At 47.9% G+C, this 22495-nt stretch carries 21 protein-coding genes; 14 read left to right on the plus strand and 7 right to left on the minus strand.

Annotated features, from left to right (window positions below):
• Positions 1–93 precede the first annotated feature (93 nt).
• A complete protein-coding gene (locus BM318_RS05920) occupies positions 94–1173 on the minus strand; it encodes a HigA family addiction module antitoxin (protein WP_092981454.1) in 1080 nt (359 codons plus the stop codon).
• Between the two features lie 614 nt (positions 1174–1787).
• Between BM318_RS05920 and BM318_RS05925 the strand changes: the two genes are divergently transcribed.
• The gene (locus tag BM318_RS05925) at positions 1788–2342 is read left to right on the plus strand and encodes a YegP family protein (RefSeq protein WP_092981455.1); all 555 of its coding nucleotides are present in this window, start codon (positions 1788–1790) and stop codon (positions 2340–2342) included.
• A gap of 203 nt (positions 2343–2545) precedes the next feature.
• Positions 2546–2839: a DUF2188 domain-containing protein gene (locus tag BM318_RS05930; RefSeq protein ID WP_092981457.1), complete on the plus strand. Its 294-nt coding sequence runs from the start codon at positions 2546–2548 to the stop codon at positions 2837–2839.
• A gap of 17 nt (positions 2840–2856) precedes the next feature.
• Here the strand turns inward: BM318_RS05930 and BM318_RS05935 are convergent, their stop codons facing one another.
• A complete protein-coding gene (locus BM318_RS05935) occupies positions 2857–4464 on the minus strand; it encodes a hypothetical protein (protein ID WP_143099930.1) in 1608 nt (535 codons plus the stop codon).
• Positions 4465–4696: 232 nt separating this feature from the next.
• Here BM318_RS05935 and BM318_RS05940 point away from each other — a divergent pair, with 232 nt between their 5' ends.
• The 4 genes from BM318_RS05940 (at position 4697) to BM318_RS05955 (ending at position 10860) form a co-directional block, all read left to right on the plus strand.
• Positions 4697–5572, plus strand: a complete 876-nt coding sequence (locus BM318_RS05940) for a GLPGLI family protein (RefSeq protein WP_092981459.1) — start codon at positions 4697–4699, stop codon at positions 5570–5572.
• A 9-nt stretch (positions 5573–5581) separates the two neighbouring features.
• Entirely contained in the window at positions 5582–8296 is a 2715-nt protein-coding gene (locus tag BM318_RS05945; RefSeq protein ID WP_092981461.1) for a carboxypeptidase regulatory-like domain-containing protein, read from the plus strand.
• Positions 8297–8323: 27 nt separating this feature from the next.
• A complete protein-coding gene (locus BM318_RS05950; RefSeq protein WP_092981462.1) occupies positions 8324–9793 on the plus strand; it encodes a serine hydrolase domain-containing protein in 1470 nt (489 codons plus the stop codon).
• Between the two features lie 245 nt (positions 9794–10038).
• Complete coding sequence (locus BM318_RS05955) at positions 10039–10860, plus strand: hypothetical protein (protein WP_143099931.1); 822 nt, start codon at positions 10039–10041, stop codon at positions 10858–10860.
• A gap of 1 nt (position 10861) precedes the next feature.
• On the opposite strand, the gene BM318_RS05960 is transcribed toward BM318_RS05955, so the two are convergent.
• Positions 10862–12238 (minus strand): MltF family protein, encoded by a 1377-nt coding sequence (locus BM318_RS05960; RefSeq protein WP_245759754.1) that lies wholly within the window; start codon positions 12236–12238, stop codon positions 10862–10864.
• Positions 12239–12365: 127 nt separating this feature from the next.
• The gene (locus BM318_RS05965) at positions 12366–12545 is read right to left on the minus strand and encodes a hypothetical protein (RefSeq protein ID WP_092981466.1); all 180 of its coding nucleotides are present in this window, start codon (positions 12543–12545) and stop codon (positions 12366–12368) included.
• A gap of 221 nt (positions 12546–12766) precedes the next feature.
• Here BM318_RS05965 and BM318_RS05970 point away from each other — a divergent pair, with 221 nt between their 5' ends.
• From BM318_RS05970 to BM318_RS05990, 5 genes are all read left to right on the plus strand, one after another.
• Positions 12767–13159, plus strand: a complete 393-nt coding sequence (locus tag BM318_RS05970; protein WP_092981467.1) for a DUF983 domain-containing protein — start codon at positions 12767–12769, stop codon at positions 13157–13159.
• Positions 13156–13788 (plus strand): Crp/Fnr family transcriptional regulator, encoded by a 633-nt coding sequence (locus BM318_RS05975; RefSeq protein WP_092981468.1) that lies wholly within the window; start codon positions 13156–13158, stop codon positions 13786–13788. The genes BM318_RS05970 and BM318_RS05975 overlap by 4 nt, the downstream gene beginning before the upstream one ends.
• Positions 13785–15515 carry a SulP family inorganic anion transporter gene (locus BM318_RS05980; protein WP_092981470.1) on the plus strand — a complete coding sequence of 577 codons (1731 nt, stop codon included), beginning with the start codon at positions 13785–13787 and terminating at the stop codon, positions 15513–15515. The genes BM318_RS05975 and BM318_RS05980 overlap by 4 nt, the downstream gene beginning before the upstream one ends.
• A 66-nt stretch (positions 15516–15581) precedes the next feature.
• The gene (locus BM318_RS05985; RefSeq protein WP_092981471.1) at positions 15582–16991 is read left to right on the plus strand and encodes an MBL fold metallo-hydrolase; all 1410 of its coding nucleotides are present in this window, start codon (positions 15582–15584) and stop codon (positions 16989–16991) included.
• On the plus strand, positions 16973–17506 hold the full coding sequence (locus tag BM318_RS05990) for a rhodanese-like domain-containing protein (protein WP_245759755.1): 534 nt from the start codon (positions 16973–16975) through the stop codon (positions 17504–17506). Before BM318_RS05985 ends, BM318_RS05990 begins: the two co-directional genes overlap by 19 nt.
• 7 nt (positions 17507–17513) lie before the next feature.
• Here the strand turns inward: BM318_RS05990 and BM318_RS05995 are convergent, their stop codons facing one another.
• Genes BM318_RS05995 through BM318_RS06005 form a run of 3 tightly spaced genes read right to left on the minus strand, consistent with a single transcriptional unit; the run spans position 17514 to position 20128 of the window.
• On the minus strand, positions 17514–18395 hold the full coding sequence (locus BM318_RS05995; protein WP_092981473.1) for a sterol desaturase family protein: 882 nt from the start codon (positions 18393–18395) through the stop codon (positions 17514–17516).
• A gap of 6 nt (positions 18396–18401) precedes the next feature.
• Entirely contained in the window at positions 18402–18908 is a 507-nt protein-coding gene (locus BM318_RS06000; RefSeq protein ID WP_092981475.1) for a monoheme cytochrome C, read from the minus strand.
• A 56-nt stretch (positions 18909–18964) separates the two neighbouring features.
• On the minus strand, positions 18965–20128 hold the full coding sequence (locus BM318_RS06005) for a sulfite oxidase (protein WP_092981477.1): 1164 nt from the start codon (positions 20126–20128) through the stop codon (positions 18965–18967).
• Positions 20129–20250: 122 nt separating this feature from the next.
• Between BM318_RS06005 and BM318_RS06010 the strand changes: the two genes are divergently transcribed.
• The 3 genes from BM318_RS06010 to BM318_RS06020 are packed head-to-tail and all read left to right on the plus strand — an operon-like array spanning position 20251 to position 22489.
• The gene (locus BM318_RS06010; protein WP_092981479.1) at positions 20251–21498 is read left to right on the plus strand and encodes an NAD(P)/FAD-dependent oxidoreductase; all 1248 of its coding nucleotides are present in this window, start codon (positions 20251–20253) and stop codon (positions 21496–21498) included.
• A gap of 18 nt (positions 21499–21516) precedes the next feature.
• On the plus strand, positions 21517–22074 hold the full coding sequence (locus tag BM318_RS06015) for a YeeE/YedE family protein (protein WP_092981481.1): 558 nt from the start codon (positions 21517–21519) through the stop codon (positions 22072–22074).
• Between the two features lies 1 nt (position 22075).
• Positions 22076–22489, plus strand: coding sequence for a DUF6691 family protein (locus BM318_RS06020; RefSeq protein WP_092981483.1), 414 nt, complete (start codon positions 22076–22078; stop codon positions 22487–22489).
• Positions 22490–22495 lie beyond the last annotated feature (6 nt).

Here is a 22495-nt window from a genome sequence, read left to right on the forward strand (position 1 = left end):
TAGGACATTCAATTCAGCAATGCCTACGAAAGCTCGAATAATATTGCGCCACAATTGGCATGTCAGAAAATTGGAATTGGCTCAGTCGTATAATCATGTCAACACATTCTTGCTATTGTAGATACTCCTTTTTCTGTAGTATAGGTTATCTTCAAAGCAAACACGCCCTCTAACAATGCAGGGATTAATTTTGTTCTTTCTGGCGAAATTCCCAATTACTTCATCATTAAACTCTTCGTTTTCCAAATAAAAGTCCAACCACAAATCCTCAGGAATTAACTTATTCTGAGCAAATAAGTCCGCTTCTCGTTCTAGCTTGGCGAGTTCGGAATTCCCAGTGAAAAAATTATGCTCTTTAAATTTGTCAGTAACTAAGTGTCTGTAAACATGCCCCAGCTCGTGCAATAAGCCGAAGGCAAAATTATCAAGCCGCTTATATTTTAAAGACATAAAAATTGCGGGATTTCCTTCCGACATGAAGGACTTCCCTTCAACAGGAGTCTTAGGCGGCCGATCAAGAATTGCAAATTTTATACCAAAATCGGAAAGTATTTTGGTAGTCTCCTTTAGCGTGTTTCGGTTTTTATAAAAGCATCTATTTAAGCTTGATATTAATTTATCTTCATCCGAAACTTTGAAGCTACAAACCTTCATATTACGGGCCTTAAATTCTGCCAAAGCAGACCACGCAATTACATTAGTTTTTTTTTCTTCAAACTTTGAAGACTTACGGAATAGCTTCAAAGGATAATTCGAGATTTTCTTTTTTAATTCAATCTCGTCGGCTACACCGTAAATGTCAAACAGCTTATCTAGATCATCAGGAGTATTTAGAGACTCCACGTGTTTCTTAAGATAGGAAATCGGAACCCATTCATCATCTAATTCATTCCATATACGAATCGCATGATTTTTTTTAACTAGTTCACTATCCTTTTTAGCTTCAGCAAGTGAATACTTTAACTGAAGATCCATCCAATAGGAAGCTTTGCGAAAATTTGCAGCTTCGAGAGATAGTGCTAGAGATATATTGATATTTCTATTACCCTTTATGATGGAGTTCAAAACCGTATGGGAAACATCAATGTTGGCCGCGAGTTCTCTTTGCGTAAGGTCCCTTTCGAGCATTAATTTGTTGAGAACTTCTCCAGGATGAGAATTCATTTCAGGCATGGTCGCAAGGTCAAAAGCTTCTAGTTAAAGATATCATTATCAGTCGAAAGAATCTAATTTTGTTAATAACTTCATCAGGCCAAACATATGCCGATCGGAATAAAATCACTAACGCGATTCATTTTACTAAATAAATTGGGTGTTCACAGGATAATAACGTTCAGTACCGATACAGAAAGATAAATGTTAACAAAAATGTGAACCATAAAATCAGTTTTTATGAAAATTTTATATCTTTGAAATGGTCCAAAGTGACGGCATCAAAGCCTATCGCGTGAAGACTATAAAAACCTTAAAATGGATAGTCATGTAGCTATAAAACGAAAAAAAGCCTGATCGTTGACCAGACTTTGAAATTGACAGATTTACTGAACAATTTGATTTTTGACAGAACAAATGTACTTCAAATACACGTCTTTTCCAAATTTCTGAGCTCCAAGAATACCGTCTTGCCTAAGCTCTAAAGCAGACTCCAGGCTTTTTTCCTCCACAAATGTATACCCTGTTCGAGGGGGGTTAGAGCGTCCTGTTATCCTATAAAAGCTAACAACAGGCCATATAGAAGATTTTGATAGGTTAAGGCTTTGTCATTTTACTCATAAAATAATACGAAGATGAGTAATTCAATTACCGGGTACTACACCCTATTTACCGGAAAAGACGGTAATTATTATTTTAACCTTAAGGCAGGAAACAACAAGATTATCCTGCGAGGAACAGAGCGCTACCGCTCAAAAAGCGATTGTTTAACAGGGATTAGGTCAGTGCAACAGCACGGGCCCAATCGTGCCAACTATGTCGTAAAGACAGCGGTAAATGGCCAGCCCTACTTTGTGTTGAAAGCGAGAAATAATGAAGTAATAGGTTTCGGAGAGACTTATACTTCGCAAGCCGCTTTGAACAACGGCATAAGGTCTGTAATGGAAAACTCTCAGTCACGCGTAATCAAGGGAACTGACGAGAGCTATTACGAGATTAATGTAGGCGGAAAAGAGTTCGATGTAAAGGAAGGCTCCTATACGAGGGAGCAGATTCTTGAACTAGCTGGACTTCGTGGTCGTTGGTGCCTTTTCCTCTTGAATAGATTTGGCGGCAGAACCGAGATTACTGCAGGCCAATCTATTGAGATCAGAAGTTGCCTTAGGTTCGCAGTTGTCCGACTGGATTAAACAATTGCATTAAATTTGCGGCGGCTGAATTCCATTTGAATTTGGCCGCCGTTTTTATTGGAGTTACTTCTTCCCAAATAAAAAGATAACCTATAGGTATAGCTTCTACTCTGGTCCATTTGCCCTGCAAATGCAACCCGGGGGAACCAGCCCAATGCCTTTCTTCCGAAAACAGTATCTTCCGCTGGAATTAACCCCTCGGAATGAGTAAGACAAACGCTTCTCGAAACTGGATTGATATTCTGATAGAACTCGTCGAGGTCTTCTTTAAGAGTTCCCGACAAAGCAAGCGCGGCCGCACCTGGAATCAGCATGTGGTGCCTTATGAAGAAGGCTGGGCGGTTAGGCGGGAAGGGAACAAGCGCGTTACTTCCAAACATCGGCGCCAAGACACGGCGATCAATAAGGCCAAGCGCCTGGCCAGAAAATACAAGGCCGATGTAATTATCCATCGAAAAGATGGCACCATACGCGACCGCATTGATTTTAGTTCGTAGCCTTAAGGGATTCTCCGCTACTCCCGATGGTGTTTCCCAATAGGGTTAAAGGTGTTGATGATCCCGGATTGAATTCCTTTCCAGATATAATTTACCACCCCTTTTGAGGGATCGCGTTCGAAATATATATCGGCGATCAACAGCTTGCCGCGACGGTTGGGGTTGGAATGCTTGACCAACGCATTAGCAGCCCAGGAAAGGCCCTTATAATCCTTATCATTGGCCTTATAGAAGCGGATTTCCAGGTCGCTGTAGCGCATGATCAGCTCGCCTTTTATATCCTGAGTATTCCCGGTGGCTGTAAATGCAATCCCGTTGATGTTTCCTGCTTCAAATTGCATCTTTAGGGCGGGATAAACTACGGTATTCAGGGTAGAAAGCCTCGAGGTTCCCTCCGTATGCCCGCTAAAGGAAAAGTGATCAGTTCCATAAGGGAAGCGGGATTGCAGGCTAAAGTCTACGGCTCCTAGCAGTTCAATAGACAAATCTACTTCCAGGGTGTCGGAGGCGGTGGCCGCGTTTGTGGCAGTGCGGATGTTGCGGATCTCACCAGTGATACTATTCAGGGATAACTCAAGGAGTTCATTGTTTTGTGGAAGGAGTTCTTTATAGTCTAAATTAGCCCCAGTCAATTCAAGGGTATCTATGACGAGGGGGAATCCGATATTAGCCAGTTGATGTGCGGGCAGCGGAACGGAATTTTTAGCTCGGGCCGGCTTAGACTTATCCATGTATATGGAGGATTCCATCCCTTCAATAGCAATATGGGGGATTTCAAGGCCGCCGGTCTCCATGAGTTGTCCCAGGCTCACCCCCTCCATGCGAATTGCCTTGATTTTTGTGGAATAGCGGGAATATTGTTGGGATTGCCGGGCGTTGAATGCTTTGTCTGAAATTCCGGGGGCAATAACGAGATCGTCAATAGTTAAGGTGCCCGTGCTATGTCGGTATCCCAAGCTGTCGTACACCACCCGGTAAAGCCCATCGTCCAGCACGTAATTCTGTTGTCCCAGATGCAGGGTCAGGGAATCAATATCCGGAACAAAATTGTCTTCTTCGGAATGGTCTAAATCGCGCAAGCCAATCCCGGAAAGGGTGAGGTCGCTGCTTTGAAAGCGGCTTCCCCCTGTTTCTCCTGGGGGAGCTTGCAGATTGGAAGTGAGATGAGCAATCTTGAAATCTCCCAGGCTTACTTGTTCAATTCCGGGAAGTTTAAGGGAGTCCAGAAGTAATCCCCCGGACTGATTCTTGGCTTTGTGACGCTCCGGGGAGCCTGGATTTAGTTCAAGTACCACAGAATCCAAGACTATTGAATGAATGTTCAAATCCTTTTTCCACAGGAAATTGCTGAGTTGGATACCCTCGATTCGGGCGTTGCTTATTCGCAATTCCTGTAGTCCGGAGGAAGGCAGGCTGTCCGGAGTACTTAAAGTTTCTTCTGGCTGAAGGATTATTCCTTCCAGTTGGAATTCCTGTTGGAAAATATTCAATTGGAGGGCTTCAAAGGAAATCGCATAGGCGCCGGCATCTTTGCGAAGCTCCAACTTAGACCGCAAATAGGCTTCCAGCGAACGATCCAGAATAGGATTTACCAAGACGGCAGCCAATAGGAGTAGGCCGAGCACGAGCAGTGATATCTTTCCCCAAGTCTTTTTTTTCACCCCTTAAACATCATGCTAAATAGTTGACTGCCCGAATGAAAGTTACAAAAAGTCTTTTGGTTAAACTTTACGGATCGAGCGCGGTCTAAGAGACACAGCGGGCCAGTAGTGCCATGTTAATCTTTTGATAAACACGGCAATTTTGTTTAATGATTAGATTACATTCGTTAAACAATCAGACATTAACTCGGGAATTATGAAATCACTGCTATTGGATTGGACCGGAGGCTTTCTCCTGCCTGTACTGGCATTTGTCGTTTTTGGGAACTTCGACACTAAGGTTCAACAAAACAAACCGCAACCCACGGCTATCGTCCAGGATTTTCAGGGGCAGGCTATTTATATGTCCAAGTCTTCCCTGGAACTGGGCAGTTGGGGAGCCCGCATGAGCGAGGCTCAGAAAAAACAAGTTAAGGAACGCCTTAAAAACCGTCTGGAAAAGACTTATGTCCTGAATTTTAATCGCGAAGCTTCGGTATTTGACGAGGAAGAAAAGCTGGATGCAATTTCCGGGGCAACTGATTCCTGGGGAAATAATTTTTCCCGCGGCGAACAGTACAAGAATGTCAAGGACAACGCCCTGGTGCAGCGGCAAGAGTTTTATGGCAAACTCTTCTTAGTAAAAGACGATCTCCCTGAGATCCAGTGGATCATGGGATCAGAAAGCAAACAAATTGGGCAGTACACCTGTTATAAGGCCACTGCAACGGTTCCGGAAGATGAGCTGAGCTGGTATGATTTCTCCTGGGGCAAATTGCGCAATCAACAGCAGGCCAACGATTCCACGGAAGCCGCTCCTCAAGTCCAAATGGTAGAAGTAGAAGCCTGGTATACTCCACAGATACCCGTAGCTCACGGACCGGGAGAATATTGGGGACTTCCCGGATTGATCCTGGAAGTGAATGCCGGAAACACCACCATGCTTTGTTCCAAGATCGTAATGAACCCCAAAGGCGATCTTAAAATTGAACCCCCGACCAAAGGAAAAGTAACTACCAAAACGGAATACCAGGAAACGATCATGCAAAAGATGAAAGAGATGCGTGACAACCGGGGCCGTAGACGCAGCTAGCCCATCCCGATGCGACACTTTCTCTTACTGATCCTCGGCCTGGTAACGTATTCCGCTACGGCCCAGGTAACCCTTACCGGAACGGTCCGCGATAGCGTGGGTCAACCCCTGGAGTTAGCCAATGTCATTGCCATAAACCAGGACACCAAGGCTATGGCCGCCTATGGTATTACGGACAGTCAGGGAATATTTACCCTGGCGCTTCCCAAAAACGACACCCTGGAACTGCAGATCAGCTATGTGGGGATGAAACCCTTCAAAGAGACCATTACCACAGCGGATGAAGATCTCGAAGGCACCTACACTATGGAGGCCGACAATGTGCTGGATGAGGTAGAACTCATCTACGAAATGCCGGTACAGGTCAAAGGAGATACCCTCATCTATAATGCAGATTCCTTCAATACGGGTACCGAGCGGAAGTTGGAGGACGTCTTGGAAAACCTGCCGGGCGTGGAGATCAACGAAGACGGGCAGGTGGAAGTTGAAGGCAAGGTGGTCAATAAGCTCATGGTCAACGGCAAGGATTTCTTTGACGGGGACACCAAACTGGCCACTCAGAATATCCCTTCCAAGGCCGTCGATAAGATTCAGGTACTGCGTAATTACTCCGAGGTCGGGCAATTGAGCGGGGTTACCAACAACCAGGACAATGTGGCTTTGAACATCAAGCTGCGAGAAGGGAAAGAAAGCTTTTGGTTTGGCACCGTTACCGGCGCTGCCGGGGATTCCCCGGATTATGAGCTTTACCTGCTGCAACCCAAACTCTTTTACTACAGCCCGAACTTTAGTTTCAACTTTATCGGAGACCTGAACAATACCGGAGAGGCTGCCCTCACGCGTCGCGATATTCGGAATTTTGGGGGAGGGTTTCGGGTTCCCAGTCGAAGTAGTGGAACTGTCATTGACCTGGGGGACAACAGCCTGAATTTCCTGACCACTCAGGGCAACGCCTTAAAGATTGAGAATCGTCTTGCTTCGGGGAACTTCGCTTATGCGGCCAGCCCGGCCCTGGATATCAGCGGCTTTTTTATCTACAACAGCAGCCGGATTGAGTCCCGGGAAACCAGTGAAATCCAATATACCGACCCGCAACTGGGCATCCCGGATGAAACTACGGAGCAGACCAGTTCCGAGCGTTCCAATCAGGCGCTTTTGAAGCTGAGTGCCCGCTACCAACCCAATTTCAGCAACCAACTGGATTATGATATCCTGGGTAGGTTAAGTAAGGACACCCAGCTCCAGAATGTTTTTTCATCCGTTATCGGTAATACAGATCAGGAGGACGAAGTAAACCCTTATAGCCTGAATCAGAACCTGAACTACTATTATACACTGGACGAGAACAACATCTTTGCGCTGGAGGCCCAGCATCTGATCCGAAACGAAGACCCTTTCTATAACGCTATTTTGCAGAACGATCCGAATGGGGAGGACGCGTTCGATGCCACTGCCGACGCCCTGGGTCTCGACACTTCCCTGGCTACCTATGATATCGGGCAGGACCGTCGCATTTTTTCCAACCAGCTCGACGCCAAGATCGATTATTACAACATCCTCAATACCAAAAGTAATCTCAATTTCACCCTGGGCCTGATCCTCAGTCGTCAGGAATTTGATTCCCGAATCTTCCAATTCCTGGACGATGGCAGCCTGCTGGAACCGAGCCCTAACTTTAACGATGGCCTGGCCGAAAACGATACCCAATACGCATTCAGCGACTTCTATTTCGGAGCCCATTATCGGGTGCGTACCGGGAAATTCACACTTACTCCCGGATTTTCGATTCACGCTTATGGCAATAAGAATATCCAGTTTGGATCGGAGTTCAAGGACAACTTTTTCCGCTTCCTCCCGGATTTCGAAACGCGGATCCAACTCAAGAAAAACGAATCCCTGACCCTTCGCTACGAAATGCGCAATCAGTTCACCGATGTTACCCGGATAGCTCGCGGGATTGTCCTCAACAGCTTTAACAGCATCCAGTTTGGGGAGGCGGAATTACAAAACGCCCTTTCGCACAATGTAAACCTCTTTTACAGCAGTTTTAACCTGTTCAATTACACCAACGTCTTTGTACGGGCGTCTTATTCCAACAATATTGACCAGATTCGAAGCCTAACTACCTTCGAAAATGTGATCCGTACCAGTACCTTTTTCAATTCCCCCTTTGCTGATGAGAATGCGAGTGTATTCGGGCGCATCCAGCGAACGTTTGGCAAGGTACGGGCCTCGCTGAATGCGAGTTTTAACTACAGTAAAATCAACCAGTTTATCCAGGGCCAGCGTTCCCTGAATGAGGGCTTTACCCAAACCTACACCCCGGGACTTAGGACCAACTTCAAAGTGGCTCCCAATGTAAGCCTGAGGTATCGGTACAGCGTGACCCAGAACGATCAGGGTGGGCGGGAAACGACGTTTACCACCCAATCCCCCTCGATCGATTTCGATGCTTATATCTGGAAGGCTGTTACGGTTCGCTCGAACTATGCCTATACCCGGCAGGATCTCGGGGATGGCGAGTCGCAATCTTTTCAGACCTGGGACGCCTCTATTGCCTATCGCAAAGACCGGGATGCCAAATGGGAATTCGAAGTGCAGGCGACCAATATCCTCGATATCGATGCCCAGGTTCGCAACAGCGCGAATAACATCTCAGTCTTCTCCTCTGAAACGTTTATCCAGCCGCGATTCCTGACCTTTCGCGTGATTTATAGCCTGTAGTATTATTGGAATAAAACAAAGGATAGCATGAAGGAATTTAATCGTATTTATTTTGTCTTCACAGCCTTATCACTCCTTTTAATTGCATGCCAAAACCAATCCGATACACCCAATATTAAATCGAATTTTGGCACCGCGCTCACTCAACAAGCAACCGATGATTTCATTGAATCACAAATGGAATCGCTTGGTATGCCGGCCCTATCAATAGCAATAATTAACGATGGGGAAGTAGTGTATCATCGAGTGAAAGGGTACGCCGACAAAGAAAGGAAGATACCTGCCGATAACAATTCCATATTTGAGGGCGCCTCCATCTCAAAATCCGTTTTTGGATTTTTCGTAATGACCTTCGTTGAGGAAGGCATCCTTGACTTGGATAAACCGCTATACGAGTATTTGCCTAACCCGGACATAGCACATGACGAGCGGTATAAAAAAATTACAGCGAGAATAGCGCTTTCCCATCGCTCCGGATTTCCGAATTGGCGTGATGATTATGCCGACAAAAAACTATTTATCCAGTTTGAGCCGGGCACGGGCTATCATTATTCCGGGGAGGGTTACCAGTACCTGGCCGAAGTGTTGAAACATCTTCTGGATACGAATTGGGCGGGATTGGAAGCAGAGTTTCAGAAAAGGGTTGCCATCCCTTTTAATATGGAACACACCAAGTTCATCAAGGATGAATACATCAGAAAACACAAAGTCCAACCCTATGACAAAGAGGGCAATTGGATAGACAAGAATGCCGACCCGTGGTGGCGAAGCAGGGACTCTGTTTTTGTAGCTCCTACAACGATTCATTCTGAGGCGATCGATTTTTCCAAATGGATGATTGCCATGATGAACGAACAGGGATTGAGCGAAGAAGGATTTGAAGAACTGTACAAACCCCACTCCGAGATAAGCACCGGATTTTTAAGTGAAGATTATACGCTTGGATTTAGCAGGCTGTCGATACTCAATCTCGGTAATTGGTATTCTCACAGTGGAAATAATACGGGGTTTTCGTCCTACTTTGCCTTTGATAAAGACAAGAAATGGGGATTTGTTTTTTTTACAAATTCTAAGGCGGGAGACCAATTTGCCCTGAATCTTACTTATAATTGGCTGCTTAGCGGTAGTGTCGCAAAACAAATTGCAATTGGATTGACCCTGCTCTTCGGACTTTGTATCTTTTTGGTAAACCTTGTATTGCTTCCCCTTAAAAAGTCTGGTAATGCAGCAATAAGAAAGCGTAACCTGGGCATAGGGCTCTTAACAAGTGCCGGTACTATCACATCCTTATTGTTGATGATAACGGTGTACTACGGACTAGTGCGCTATTTATATTTTTTACTCTTGATGTGCGGACTATTCCTAATTAGTAAAGCCACCATTCGGATTGCCCGACATTGGAGGGAAAACAACAGCAGTAAATTCGAATTAGCGCTTCAGGCGATTTTACTCTTGGCCCTGTCGATATCCGCAATTGCCGCTGGACTTTTACAATAAGCTTCCGCGCACTTTTTTGTTAAAATCGATGAAAATCGTGCAGTTCATCGATTTTTTCTGCACTTCGACGTCCAAAACGGGTTTTACTATCGTAAACCTGACAACGAAATCTTATCGGAAATATTTGTAATCGCTTTTTCGTCACCCCAAACACGGAATTGCGAGCACTATTTTCCACTAACAAAACCTATTTAAGGCCCACAACCATGAACTTGAGAACCCCACTATACCTACTTATGTTGGCTATGGCATGCTCATTTTTTACAGCATGCGAGGACGAAGATCCCTCCGAAGATCTATTCAGCGATCAGATTGACACCTCCGGAGATGATCCGGAGGGATCTGATCCCGATTCCGAAGAAGCATCTAATGATGACTCCAGCGAGGAGGAATCAAACTCCGATGAAGGCAATTCCAATGACGGTAGCTCCGGTGAGAGCGGAAATTCCGGCAGCGACTCCTGTACCCCTTCAAACTATATTTTTGAAGAGGAAGGTGGCGTTATTCTGGGCGAATTGGAAGATTCCAGCTTTTCCGGATCCTGGCAGAAGCAGGGCAGCGGGTCATCGGCCTATTTGCGCTGGACCGGCAGTCAGTATTTTGGCGATCCTGGCAACGGAGTGGTCCGATTTAAAATCCGCATTACCAATCCGGGCAGCTATCGCTTTAGCTGGCGCTCGTCGGTAACCATTGGGAATAATGGTACCGAACACAACGATACCTGGTTGCGCTTCCCAGACGCTTCCGATTTCTACGCCACCAAGAACAATAGCACCATCTATCCAAAAGGAACCGGTAAAAGCCCGAACCCTAACGGGGCCAGTGCCGATGGATGGTTTAAAGTTTACCGCACCGGGAATAATACCGATTTCAAATGGGAAGCCTATACGTCCGATCACGACGGGCATATTATCCACGCCGATTTCGATAGCCCCGGAATTTATACCATGGAAATTTCCGCCCGCTCCACAGGACATGGGGTAGACAAATTTGCCCTTGTCCGTACAGACCTCAACTTCAATGATGCGTTAGGTGGAGCTATGAGTGAAATTACCTGCGGAGACTAATTCAGCGGCTTAAGCTGCGATAGTGTTCGAACCGGTTAAAGATTTGGTTCACATAGCGATACGGCTCTTCCCCTCGGACATACCCATAGCGCACCACTTCGTGATGGTAGTTGGAGGGGGAGCGTAAAGCCAGTAGCATACTATCGACACTGCGGTCCCACTTGTTGCGATCAAGGCCCTTTACGGCAGCCAGACGCCTGGCATCTTCTACGTGTTCATACCCACAATTATAGGAGGCCAGGGTAAACTTAATCCGTTGCAGGCTATCGGAAACCTCTTCAAATCGCCCGTATAATTGTTTGAGATATGTAGATCCGGCTTTGAGGCTGGCAACCGGGTCTTCCCTTTGGTCAACACCCAAATCTTCGGCAGTTGAAGGCATTAACTGCATGAGTCCGCTCGCACCGGTCCAGGAGTTCGCTTCCGGATCAAACCGGGATTCCTGATAGACCACCGCGGCAAGCAGGCGCCAATCCCAACCCAGACGCCGGGCTTCTTGCCGGATGGTTTCATCGTAGGGGCTAATTTTTCCTTCGTTCAGGCTGTAAAACGGGCTGTCGGCCCGGCGCGCAAAACTCCGGCGATTCTTGAAATATTTGTTGTAGATCACATAGAAATCCGTCCGCTTTTTCTCAGCAGCCAACCACTGGTTCACATAGTTCAAAAACTCCGGCGACTCCTTGGAAAAGGCCCAGGCAATGCGCTGGGAAAAGCTCACCGGGACACTGACATCTAACAGGGGATACTGCGAAGCATTAATCCGGGCCAGGTTTTGATCGGCAAAGGAGTATTTGATCTTTTTGTCGACCACCATTTGGATGATTTCGTCCGTGGTCAGGGAACCCTTGAGCGTATCTATCTCAATTTCTCCCCCTATTTCCCGCATCAGGTTTTCCACGCGATCCATATAGGAGGAATTGGCCCGAAGACTCAGGGTGTCCCCTATGAGTTCTACGGGATCCTGAATGAGCTTCTCCCGAATTTCATCCCGGGTAAGCCGGCGCCAATTATCCGGTTTTCGCTGGACCAACACCTGCCGGGTCAGATAGAGGTAATCGGCAAAGGCGACCTGCTGTTTTCGTTCGCCGGTTATGGCCAATCCATGGGCAACTAAATCGACCTCCCCCCGCTGGAGGATATCCAGCATCTCGTCCAGGTCCTGGGCAATAACTATTTTAAGATTCAGGTCCATGGATTCCGCAAGGCGTTCCAGCAGCTCGTATTCATAACCCATGGGATTTCCGCGATAGAGGAAGTAACTCGTAGCACTGTAGGCTACCAGGGCCCGAAGTTCTCCGGAATTTTGGATCTCGGCAAGGTCCCGAATCTCGACTTGCTCCGTATGCTCAATAGTTTCTCCGCAGCCAAACAAGACCAAGGCACACAAGAATAGCGAGGAAAGGACCCTTTTTGTAATCGAAGAATGTAGAAAAGCAACCATAGTTGAAAGCAGCGTATAGCAAAGCCAGGTACCCTACTGCTAACAATATCGGAAAAAATCCAATTTATTTCCCGGCCAGGCCTGTACTGAAGCTATTGTACTGGATGGAAAGCCGATGAGCCGTTTCTTCAAGCATACCCCCGTCCTGGACTTGCTGATAAATAAGCAGGGCCGCGGTTACCAGGAGAATTAGAATCAGGCCTGCCCCAAATCGGGCAATCTGAAGTTTGTTCTCTGCTGTCATAATTGGCAAGTGGTTGATTGCTAGGTGAAAATACGCCAAAAACTTGTATTTAACAAATTTTTAAGAATCCTCCTACTCCGGAAAATCCGGAAGGGTTCATGCCCACAGGGCATTCCAAACGCTATAAGTGGCATGAGGCCCTGGCCGCATATTCAATTATGTAACAAAAGTCACCAAAGACCAGTAGCGGAGTTAGTAATTTTGCACTTTAAGAATTCACTATGTTAGGCAAAGGCTCCAAACTCTACAGCATCTTACGATTAAAATGTCCACAATGTCATCAGGGGGCCTTCCTGCAGGGACACCCCTATAACCTGTCCAAGATCAACCGGGTAAGAAACAGCTGCCCGAATTGCGGACTGAAATATAAGATAGAGCCCAGCTTCTACTACGGGTCAATGTATGTTTCCTACGGGGTCGGTGTCGCTGTAGGAATCGCAGTCTTTGTGCTAATCCGTATTTTTGGGTTGGAGTTGAGTACCGGAGAAACTTTCGCAGCTATAGTTGCGGCACTGGTTTTGTTAATGCCCTGGATCGGAGCCGTTTCCAAGGTAATCTGGGCAAACTTCTTTTTTAAGTACGATCCCAGTACATCGAAAAGCATAAAACGGTGATACAAGAACTCAAAGCCGGGTATGGCGACCAATTCGAAGCGGCCCTGATTCAGGAAATCGCTCAGGTTGGCACCTTCAGGGATGTTCCGGAAGGTTCCAAACTCATTGAAATTGGGGAGTACATCAAAGGGATGCCACTGCTGATATCCGGCGTAATCAAGGTAATGCGGGAGGATCCCGACGGGGACGAACTCCTGTTGTACTATCTGGAACAGGGCGACACCTGTTCCATGACCATGAGTTGTTGTATGGGACAAACCCGTTCCGAAATCCGTGCGGTAGCTGAAACCGATGTACGGTTGATTATGATTCCTGTTCGCAAAATGGAAGAGTGGACGGCAAAGTATCGGTCCTGGAGGAATTTTGTCTTTGACAGCTACAACACCCGACTCAATGAAATGCTCCATGCGATAGACAGCATCGCTTTTTTGAATATGGACGAACGCCTGATCAATTACTTACGGGAAAAGGCCCGGGTTAATCAGGACAACACCCTGCACAGCACGCATCAGCAAATCGCGTATGACCTGCACAGTTCGCGTGTGGTCATTTCCAGGTTGTTGAAAAAACTGGAGAACCTGGGAAAAATAGAACTGCACCGCAACCATATTGAGATCCTGGAACTGTGAAGAAGTTTTTCCCCATCCTGCAGTGGTTACCCACCTACAAACGCTCGGATTTACCCGGGGATCTTTCGGCTGGCCTGACTGTAGGGATTATGCTTATCCCCCAGGGTATGGCCTATGCCATGATTGCCGGCCTGCCTCCTGTTTTTGGACTTTATGCAGGCCTGGTTCCACAAATTATCTATGCCCTGACCGGCACCTCGCGCCAACTGGCCGTGGGCCCTGTTGCCATGGATTCCCTCCTGGTGGCAGCCGGATTGGGCGCACTGGCCTTATCGGGTATCGAGGAGTATATTGCCATGGCCATTTTTCTCGCGCTGTTCATGGGGGTGCTGCAACTCGCTTTCGGACTGCTGAGAATGGGTTTTCTGGTCAATTTTCTCTCCCGTCCGGTTATTAGCGGGTTTACTTCGGCAGCTGCCATCATTATCGGATTGAGCCAACTCAAACATCTGCTGGGTACTGAAATCGCCAGTAGCAATCAAATACACAAACTCCTTAGCAATGCCTTTGAATCCCTGGGCGACACCAATGCCCTGAGTCTTGGGATAGGATTAGCGGGAATAGCTTTAATCTGGGGGTTAAAGCGGCTTGCCCCCCGAGCTCCTGGCGCCCTTATTTCCGTGGTGCTTGGAATCGTACTCGTGTATTTTCTGGGATTGGCCGATAAGGGAGTTAGCATTGTTGGGGCCGTTCCTGCAGGCCTCCCCGGGTTTGTCTTGCCTGAGTTGCCCTGGGACCGGGTATCTGAACTATTTCCCATAGCGCTCACCCTTGCCCTAATTGCATTTATGGAAGCTATTTCTGTAGCGAAAGCCGTGGAAGAACGGCGGGGCGAAAAGCAGGTAGATGCCAACCAGGAACTCGTAGCCCTTGGCCTTTCGAATATGGTGGGCTCTCTTTTTCAATCCTATCCGGTAACCGGAGGGTTTTCCCGCACTGCGGTGAGCGATCAGGCCGGAGCGAGGACAGGAATGACTTCCCTGATAAGTAGTTTGTTGGTAGGGCTTACCTTATTGTTCCTGACCCCAGTATTTTATTACCTGCCCAATGCTGTGCTGGCAGCGATCATTATGGTAGCGGTATTCGGGCTTATTGATTTGAAGTACCCCCGCCAATTATGGAAAGATCGCAAGGATGAATTTGCCTTATTGCTTCTGACCTTTGCGATAACGCTTGGCCTGGGAATTCGGGAGGGAATCTTGCTGGGTGTGCTCTTTTCGCTTTTGCTGTTGGTATATCGGATATCGAATCCACATATTGCAGTTTTGGGGAGGATTCGCGGAACGGATTACTTCAAGAATATCAACCGCTTTGCCGAAGACATCGAAGAGTTCCCAGAGTACCTGATCCTTCGCTTCGACGGGCAGTTGTTTTTTGGCAATCAGGAGTACTTCCGCTCCCAGTTGCGCAAACGCATTCAGGCGAAAGGCCCTCAACTGAAATTCATAATCCTCAATGCGGAGGCCATTAATTACATTGATTCTTCCGCGGTATTTATGCTGCGTTCACTTCTCAGGGATTTGAATCAAAAAGGCATACGCCTGATGATTGCTGGCGCCATAGGTCCCACCCGCGATATTTTACGAAGTAGCGGGCTCCTCGAGGAAATAGGTCCGGAAAACCTCTTTGTCAGGACTTTTGAAGCCTTCGAGTGCTGTCGGAATACAGCTGAGAAATCGGAAGTACAACGCAGGATTTCTACACAGACCTCCGCTTCACGCATGTAACCTAGGTCACTGACACGCGCCGTTTCACGCCTTACTTTTACCCTGTAACTTTTAAAGAATATCATCATGAATATAGAGCAGATATATACCGGCTGCCTGGCACAAGGAGCATATTATATTGAGAGCAAGGGAGAGGTAGCCATAATTGATCCGCTGCGCGAAGTTCAACCCTATATCGAAAGGGCACAGAAGGACGGGGCCACGATCAAATACATCTTTGAAACCCATTTTCACGCCGATTTTGTCAGTGGTCACCTTACCCTTTCAAAGGAAACCGGAGCACCAATTGTTTATGGCCCCCTGGCCAATCCACAATTCGAAGCCATTATCGCTGAGGACGGCCAGGAATTCCAGCTAGGGGACCTGACCCTGGTAGCTCTGCACACTCCGGGGCACACCATGGAAAGCACAACGTATTTACTTCGGGACGCAGATGGAAATGACCATGCAATTTTTAGTGGAGACACCCTGTTCTTAGGCGATGTGGGGAGGCCCGACCTTGCCCAGAAAGCTGCTGACATGACCCAGGAGGAATTAGCGGGAATCCTGTTTGACAGCCTGCGCAGCAAGATCATGCCCCTGGCCGACGAGGTGATCGTTTATCCGGCCCACGGTGCTGGTTCTGCCTGTGGTAAGAATATGATGAAAGAAACCGTGGACACCCTCGGTAATCAGAAAAACACCAACTATGCCTTACGGGCCGACATGAGCCGGGAGGAATTCATTGCTGAGGTTACGGAAGGCCTGCTTCCCCCTCCCCAGTATTTCCCCCTGAATGTTAAAATGAACAAGGAAGGCTACGCTGATGTAGATGATGTGATCGAGCGAGGTACCCAGGCGCTCAGCCCGGCTGCTTTTGAGGCTGCCGCCAATGAAACGGGAGCCATTGTGCTCGACGTTCGCGATAAGGATGCCTTTGCGGCTGGCCACATTCCGCGATCTATTTTCATAGGTCTAGACGGCAGCTTTGCTCCTTGGGTAGGCGCCCTGGTAGCCGACACCCAGCAGCCTATACTTTTGCTGGCACCAGAGGGTAAGGAGGAAGAAGCAGTAATCCGACTTTCCCGTGTTGGGTTCGACAATACCCTGGGGTATCTTAAAGGCGGATTTAAAGCCTGGACCGAAGCTTCTAAGGAGTACGATACGCTGAGCCGGATTTCAGCCGCGGACCTCAAGGAGCTCATGGCGTCCGAGGAAGCCCACGTATTTGATGTGCGCAAGGAAAGTGAATTTCTTTCGGAGCATTTGGTGACGGCCGAAAACACCCCGCTGGACTATTTGAATGACCACCTGAGTCAATTTTCGGATTCCACAACGAATTACATCCACTGTGCCAGCGGCTATCGCAGTGCTATTGCGGGATCCATTCTGAAAAGTCGCGGCATTCACAACATCGTAGATATTGCAGGAGGCTTTGAAGCGCTCAAAGAAAACGGTTTGGAAGTAAGTGATTACGTATGTCCTTCAACGCTCTAATGCGCGCAGTTAAAATAATTAGCCCTGCCGGGATCTTCCTGGCGGGGTTACTTGCGTTTAGTGGGGCAGCTGCCCAGGATTCAATAACAAACTCCAGATATGCGCGTATGTTGGAACGTTTATTGTCCCACGATGTCCCGGAAATTAATGTACCGTCGGTCGCCAGTTTAGAAAACCCCATTTTTCTCGACACCCGTAGTGGGGAGGAATTCGCGGTAAGCCACCTGGAAGGAGCTGTTTGGGCAGGATATAAGGAGTTTTCACTGGAACGCCTGAACCACATCCCAAAAGACCGGCCAATGGTTGTTTACTGTTCTGTGGGGTATCGCAGTGAAAAAGTTACCGCTCTATTGCAGGAAGCGGGATTTCAAAATACCTATAACCTTTATGGGGGCATTTTTGAATGGGTGAATCAGGGCAAGCCAGTGGTCGACCGCAACGGCCCTACCGGGAGAGTTCACGGGTACAATTGGTTCTGGGGTCGCTGGTTGACTAAAGGCGAAGTCGTGTATTAAAACCGCACTAACCCTTATTGGAACGCGGGGAAAATCCATAGGTATTCTGCCCTACGAAATCCTTTGGAAAACCTTCATCTCCAGGAAATCCAATAGGGATGGTTCCGCTATCTTCCGGAATGTAATTGGTGCCAAACAGATAGTCCCATAAACTCAGGCTAATCCCAAAATTCACCCCGTACTTACCCTCAGGTAAATGGTAGGCGTGGTGGTACAGGTGCATTACCGGATTGTTGAAGACATATTTCAATGGCCCCCAGGTAAGCTTGATATTCGCGTGGTTCAAATGGCCAATAGCAATTGCGGTAAAATGGACGATATAGGCTTGTTCGGGCTCAAATCCTCCCAGGATCATTACCCCAAATGTTTTGAGGGGCTTATAGAGCACATTTTCCATCCAATGATACCGAAGGTGGGCTGCAAAGCCCATTTCTTTTACGCTGTGGTGCACTTTGTGAAACTGCCAGAGGAAGGAATACTTATGCAGGAGGATATGCGTAAACCACTGCACAAAATCTAGGATTACGAAAAAGACCAGTAACTGGACCCACATGGGCCATGCCTGAATATCCACTAGGGCCAGACTTCGCGCCGTGATCCCGAATTCGGAAAACAGGACTTCGAGCATTTTGTAGAAGCCACTGATAACGATGGCAAAGACAAAGAAGTTAAAAAACATATATCCGGCATCTAGCCAGAAGTCTTTCCGGAATATGGATTGGTTTTTCCTCCAGGGAAAGACAATTTCCAACCCCCAGACCACCAGGGAGATGACGATAAGCCCCCAGAAGTAATTCGTATACCAGGGCACTTCCAATAGAATGGATTTCCAGGTCCAGTTTATCGTCCCGTTTAAAGCATTTACAAAGGCGTTCCAGTACTGTTCCATAATGGGTTAGTCGCTTGATTCTTCCAAAACATACCATTCAATATCTGCAAGGTTGGCCCTGCGACCGGTATCTTCCGGTGCATAATTAGCGGCCAGATAATCGAGGATTATCGCTTCATTATTGCCGAGATCCCATAATTTCTGGGTCTCCTGCATCCAGCGAATGGTAGCTTCCCATCCCTCCCGGGTCATCCGGTTCTGGGTGACCAGTTTGGCCGAATGACAATTGGTGCAATTGTTCACCACCGTCATCAGCCCCTCTGCTTCCACAAACCCCGTGCGAAGATGGATGCCATTTTCAATGGCGTCATAATCTGCATCCACAAGTCCCTGATCCAAGCTGTCCTGGACGTTGACTACGGAAGCTGGCCTGGCGGATTGGAAAGAAGATAAGTCCGGATCAAAAAGCACAAACAAGAGCACCCCGCTAATGGCTAGGAACAACAGAACGATCATCCGCATCATCGTGCGAACCTCCCGGAAACTCTTCTCGAATGAATGCTTATCGGACATTAGCTAACCTTTATCGCAATTCTATGGCAGGCGTTGTTGAGGTAGCCCTTGGGATTCTAGCCCGGTAAGACCATGGGCTGTGCGTTGCCCTGACTGTCGGTAGCCCGCACCCATAATTCGTAATACCCTTTTTTCGGGAACTGTGCCGAGCCCTGGAAGCGTTGCCAGGCAAGTCGATTCGCTGGAGCCTTCACAGAACAGCCTTGCCAGGTGGCCCCAAAATCGATTGAGTATTCCATGCTTTTTACCGTGAGTTCACCGGCCCATGCATGGCCGCGAAAATTCAAGGCTTTGCCCAGTGGCAAGGTGGCACCGGTTTTCGGATAGGTAATCAGGGACTTTACGGGCATGGATTCTATGATACACATATCCTCATTGGCAACTTTTTCGCCCGGGGCAACAGGCTCGCAGGGCACCCGGTAGGAAGAACCCGTCATTTTTTCCCCATCGTGCACAATGTTGCGCACACTTAAGCGGTTGAGCCATTTTCCGGAAGCGGAAGCGGGCCAACCCCCGGCTACCAGACGCAGTGGAAAACCATGGGCCAGAGGAATGTCCTTTCCATTCATTTGAAAGGCCACCAGGGTTTCATCCTGAAGGGCTTTGGCTATAGGGACCCCCCGAGAGATAGGTTCCAGCTCCGGGGCGCCACTCAAATGCGTGTCGGCGGCATGATACCCAATATATACCGCCTCGTCGGTGATTCCCACATCCTCCAGGATATCCCTAAGGCGTACGCCAGTCCAGGTGGCACAGGAAACAGCCCCAACAGTCCATTGATTCCCCTTGGCAGGGGGGTTGAACTCGCTACGGCCGTTACCACCACATTCCAGGGTTAATTGATAGGTGTATCGGGGGAACCTGGATTTAAGGGCTTCCAAGGAATAGGTTTTGGGAGCTTGCACCGCCTCCCCATCTATGGTAAGCGACCAGGTATTCAGGTCTATTCCTTCGGGAATTTTTCCATTGTTCCGGATAAACATGAATTTATTCGGGGTAATGGCGTCGTCTAACAAATGGGCCTTGGCTTCGATATTCCAGGGTTTGTCGTTTAAGACCGTCATCCCCGGGTCTTTGTCGAAAAGTTTGAAGGGATCGGGATCCTGCAGGCCTAATAATGGCAAGCCTTCGGGCAGGTTGGCACCGTAGACGATCTCGGTCCCCAATAAGGCCGCCAGGGAGGCGAGGCCCGACCGGCGAACAAATTGACGTCTTTTCATGGGTAGCTGTGGCTAATTGAGTTCTAAACATACTAGTTTTTATTCAGTACTAGTGTAACCAGGGTTACAAGAATTGATCAAACCGAGCTGTAAATTTGCTTTAGTTAAAACACGGACGATCAATGGATAAGCATTACGAAGTTCTAATAATAGGTGGTGGAACCGCCGGTATTATGACGGCAGCGAATCTGCTCCGCGCCGATCGCAACATAAAGGTTGGAATTATTGAACCTGCCGACACGCACTATTACCAGGCTGCCTGGACATTGGTTGGCGCTGGGACCTATGATTATCAGAAAACGGCACGCCCTATGGCGTCGGTCATACCCAAGCGGGCTACCTGGATCAAAGATTCCGCAACAGGTTTCGATCCGGAAAACAACCTTGTAAAGACCGCGAGTAGTGGCGACCTGACCTATGATTATTTGGTAGTGGCGCCCGGACTAACCTACGACATGGACTTGGTTCCCGGGCTGGCTGAGGTACTGGACAAGGATGTCGTTTGTAGTAATTATACGGATCCCGAGCACACCTGGAAACTGATTAAAAATTTCGAGGGAGGAACAGCACTCTTTACGCAACCCACTACCCCTTTAAAATGCGGCGGAGCTCCTCAGAAAATCATGTATCTGGCTGAGAGCCATTGGCGAAAGTCGCACGTCCGTGGGGCTTCTCAAGTGATCTTCGCTACCCCGGGAACCATTATTTTTGGAATTCCGCAAATAGCCCAGACGCTTATGAACGTGGTTGGACGTAAAGACATCAATCTTCGTTTTGGGTATAAACTGGTCAAGGTCGATGGGCCAAACCGCATTGCCTGGTACGAATTTGCTGATCACGAGAAGGAATACAACCACAAAGAAGTAAAAACCGAGAAGGACGGGAAGTTAACAGGGATTCATTACGATTTCATGCACACTGCACCTCCTTCGGTTGCCCCGGAATTCATCCGCAAATCTGTTTTAGCCAATGAGGCTGGCTGGCTGGAAGTCCATAAACACAGCTTGCAACATTTGCGGTATGCCAATATATTCGGCCTGGGTGATGTTGCGGCCTTACCGACGGCTAAGACTGGTGCTGCTGTTCGCAAGCAGGTTCCGGTTGTGGTGGAAAACCTCCAACTGATGCGTTCGCGAAATAGAATCGGAAGCAATGCCTACAATGGTTATTCCTCCTGCCCCATCGTGACTGACTATGGTAAAATGGTGCTGGCCGAATTCGACTACGACAATAATTTTACACCGGATCCGAAGTTGAAACAATTGCTCATTTCCGATTCGGCAAAAGAACATTGGAGGCTCTGGATGCTTAAGAAGTACGGGCTCCCATATCTTTACTGGAATAAAATGCTGAAAGGCAAAGACGTCTAAAGCGTCTAAATCACAACTATGGATTGGATCTATGAACCCTGGCCCTGGTATGTTTCAGGTGCCGCTATTGCTTTTGTTATGCTGCTCTTGCTCCTTATGGGCAACAGCTTTGGAATGTCGGGAAACCTCCGAACTTTTTGTACACTCTGTGGGGCGGACAGGCATGCCGACTTTTTCAAGTTCGACTGGAAAGCACAACGCTGGAATCTCCTGGTTGCCCTGGGGGCAGTTATCGGAGGATTTTTAGCGTCAAATTACCTTACTGCTGACCCTGCAGTTGCCATCAGTGCCAATACAGTCAATGAATTGCAGAGCCTCGGGTTTGAAAGCGCCGGGTCGGCGTACTTGCCGGAGGAACTATTTGGCAGTGGAATCTGGAGTGATTTTAAAGCCCTTGGTTTGCTGGCAGTGGGAGGGTTCCTGGTTGGTTTTGGCGCCCGATATGCCGGGGGATGTACCTCTGGCCATGCCATTTCAGGCCTGAGTAACCTACAGTGGCCTTCCTTACTGGCGGTGATTGGCTTTTTCGCCGGTGGTATGATTATGATATACTTTTTGTTCCCCTTAATTTTTTGATATGCGTAGTCTGGGTTATTTACTGATTGGAATATTTTTCGGGATTACCATGTTCAAATCCGAGGCCGCATCCTGGTTCCGGATTTATGAGATGTTTAAGTTCGACGCCTTCCATATGTATGGGATTATCGGTACCGCTGTGGGGATCGGGGTTGTGATGGTCTGGGTAATTAAGCGCTTCCGGGTACGGAGTTTTTATGGCACGCCCATTACGTTTGACAATAAGGAAACCAAGATAGTTCGCTATGCGATGGGTGGATTGATTTTTGGTCTTGGCTGGGGCTTGGCCGGGGCTTGTCCAGGTCCGATATTCACCTTGGCCGGGGCTGGATATCTGCCGATTCTCGTGGTTTTGGCGGCGGCTATTCTCGGCACTTATGCCTACGGGTTGCTTCGCGACAAGCTACCCCACTAATCCAAC

Origin of the sequence: Robiginitalea myxolifaciens (assembly GCF_900115205.1) — a bacterium.
GTDB classification, from domain to species: Bacteria; Bacteroidota; Bacteroidia; order Flavobacteriales; family Flavobacteriaceae; genus Robiginitalea; species Robiginitalea myxolifaciens.

Excerpts from the sequence above, each read along its gene's own strand:
- BM318_RS05920 (WP_092981454.1), bottom strand. The coding sequence starts at position 1,173 with ATGCCTGAAATGAATTCTCATCCTGGAGAAGTTCTCAACAAATTAATG.
- BM318_RS05925 (WP_092981455.1), top strand. The coding sequence starts at position 1,788 with ATGAGTAATTCAATTACCGGGTACTACACCCTATTTACCGGAAAAGAC.
- BM318_RS05930 (WP_092981457.1), top strand. The coding sequence starts at position 2,546 with ATGAGTAAGACAAACGCTTCTCGAAACTGGATTGATATTCTGATAGAA.
- BM318_RS05940 (WP_092981459.1), top strand. The coding sequence starts at position 4,697 with ATGAAATCACTGCTATTGGATTGGACCGGAGGCTTTCTCCTGCCTGTA.
- BM318_RS05945 (WP_092981461.1), top strand. The coding sequence starts at position 5,582 with ATGCGACACTTTCTCTTACTGATCCTCGGCCTGGTAACGTATTCCGCT.
- BM318_RS05950 (WP_092981462.1), top strand. The coding sequence starts at position 8,324 with ATGAAGGAATTTAATCGTATTTATTTTGTCTTCACAGCCTTATCACTC.
- BM318_RS05955 (WP_143099931.1), top strand. The coding sequence starts at position 10,039 with ATGGCATGCTCATTTTTTACAGCATGCGAGGACGAAGATCCCTCCGAA.
- BM318_RS05965 (WP_092981466.1), bottom strand. The coding sequence starts at position 12,545 with ATGACAGCAGAGAACAAACTTCAGATTGCCCGATTTGGGGCAGGCCTG.
- BM318_RS05970 (WP_092981467.1), top strand. The coding sequence starts at position 12,767 with ATGTTAGGCAAAGGCTCCAAACTCTACAGCATCTTACGATTAAAATGT.
- BM318_RS05985 (WP_092981471.1), top strand. The coding sequence starts at position 15,582 with ATGAATATAGAGCAGATATATACCGGCTGCCTGGCACAAGGAGCATAT.
- BM318_RS05990 (WP_245759755.1), top strand. The coding sequence starts at position 16,973 with ATGTCCTTCAACGCTCTAATGCGCGCAGTTAAAATAATTAGCCCTGCC.
- BM318_RS05995 (WP_092981473.1), bottom strand. The coding sequence starts at position 18,395 with ATGGAACAGTACTGGAACGCCTTTGTAAATGCTTTAAACGGGACGATA.
- BM318_RS06000 (WP_092981475.1), bottom strand. The coding sequence starts at position 18,908 with ATGTCCGATAAGCATTCATTCGAGAAGAGTTTCCGGGAGGTTCGCACG.
- BM318_RS06005 (WP_092981477.1), bottom strand. The coding sequence starts at position 20,128 with ATGAAAAGACGTCAATTTGTTCGCCGGTCGGGCCTCGCCTCCCTGGCG.
- BM318_RS06010 (WP_092981479.1), top strand. The coding sequence starts at position 20,251 with ATGGATAAGCATTACGAAGTTCTAATAATAGGTGGTGGAACCGCCGGT.
- BM318_RS06015 (WP_092981481.1), top strand. The coding sequence starts at position 21,517 with ATGGATTGGATCTATGAACCCTGGCCCTGGTATGTTTCAGGTGCCGCT.
- BM318_RS06020 (WP_092981483.1), top strand. The coding sequence starts at position 22,076 with ATGCGTAGTCTGGGTTATTTACTGATTGGAATATTTTTCGGGATTACC.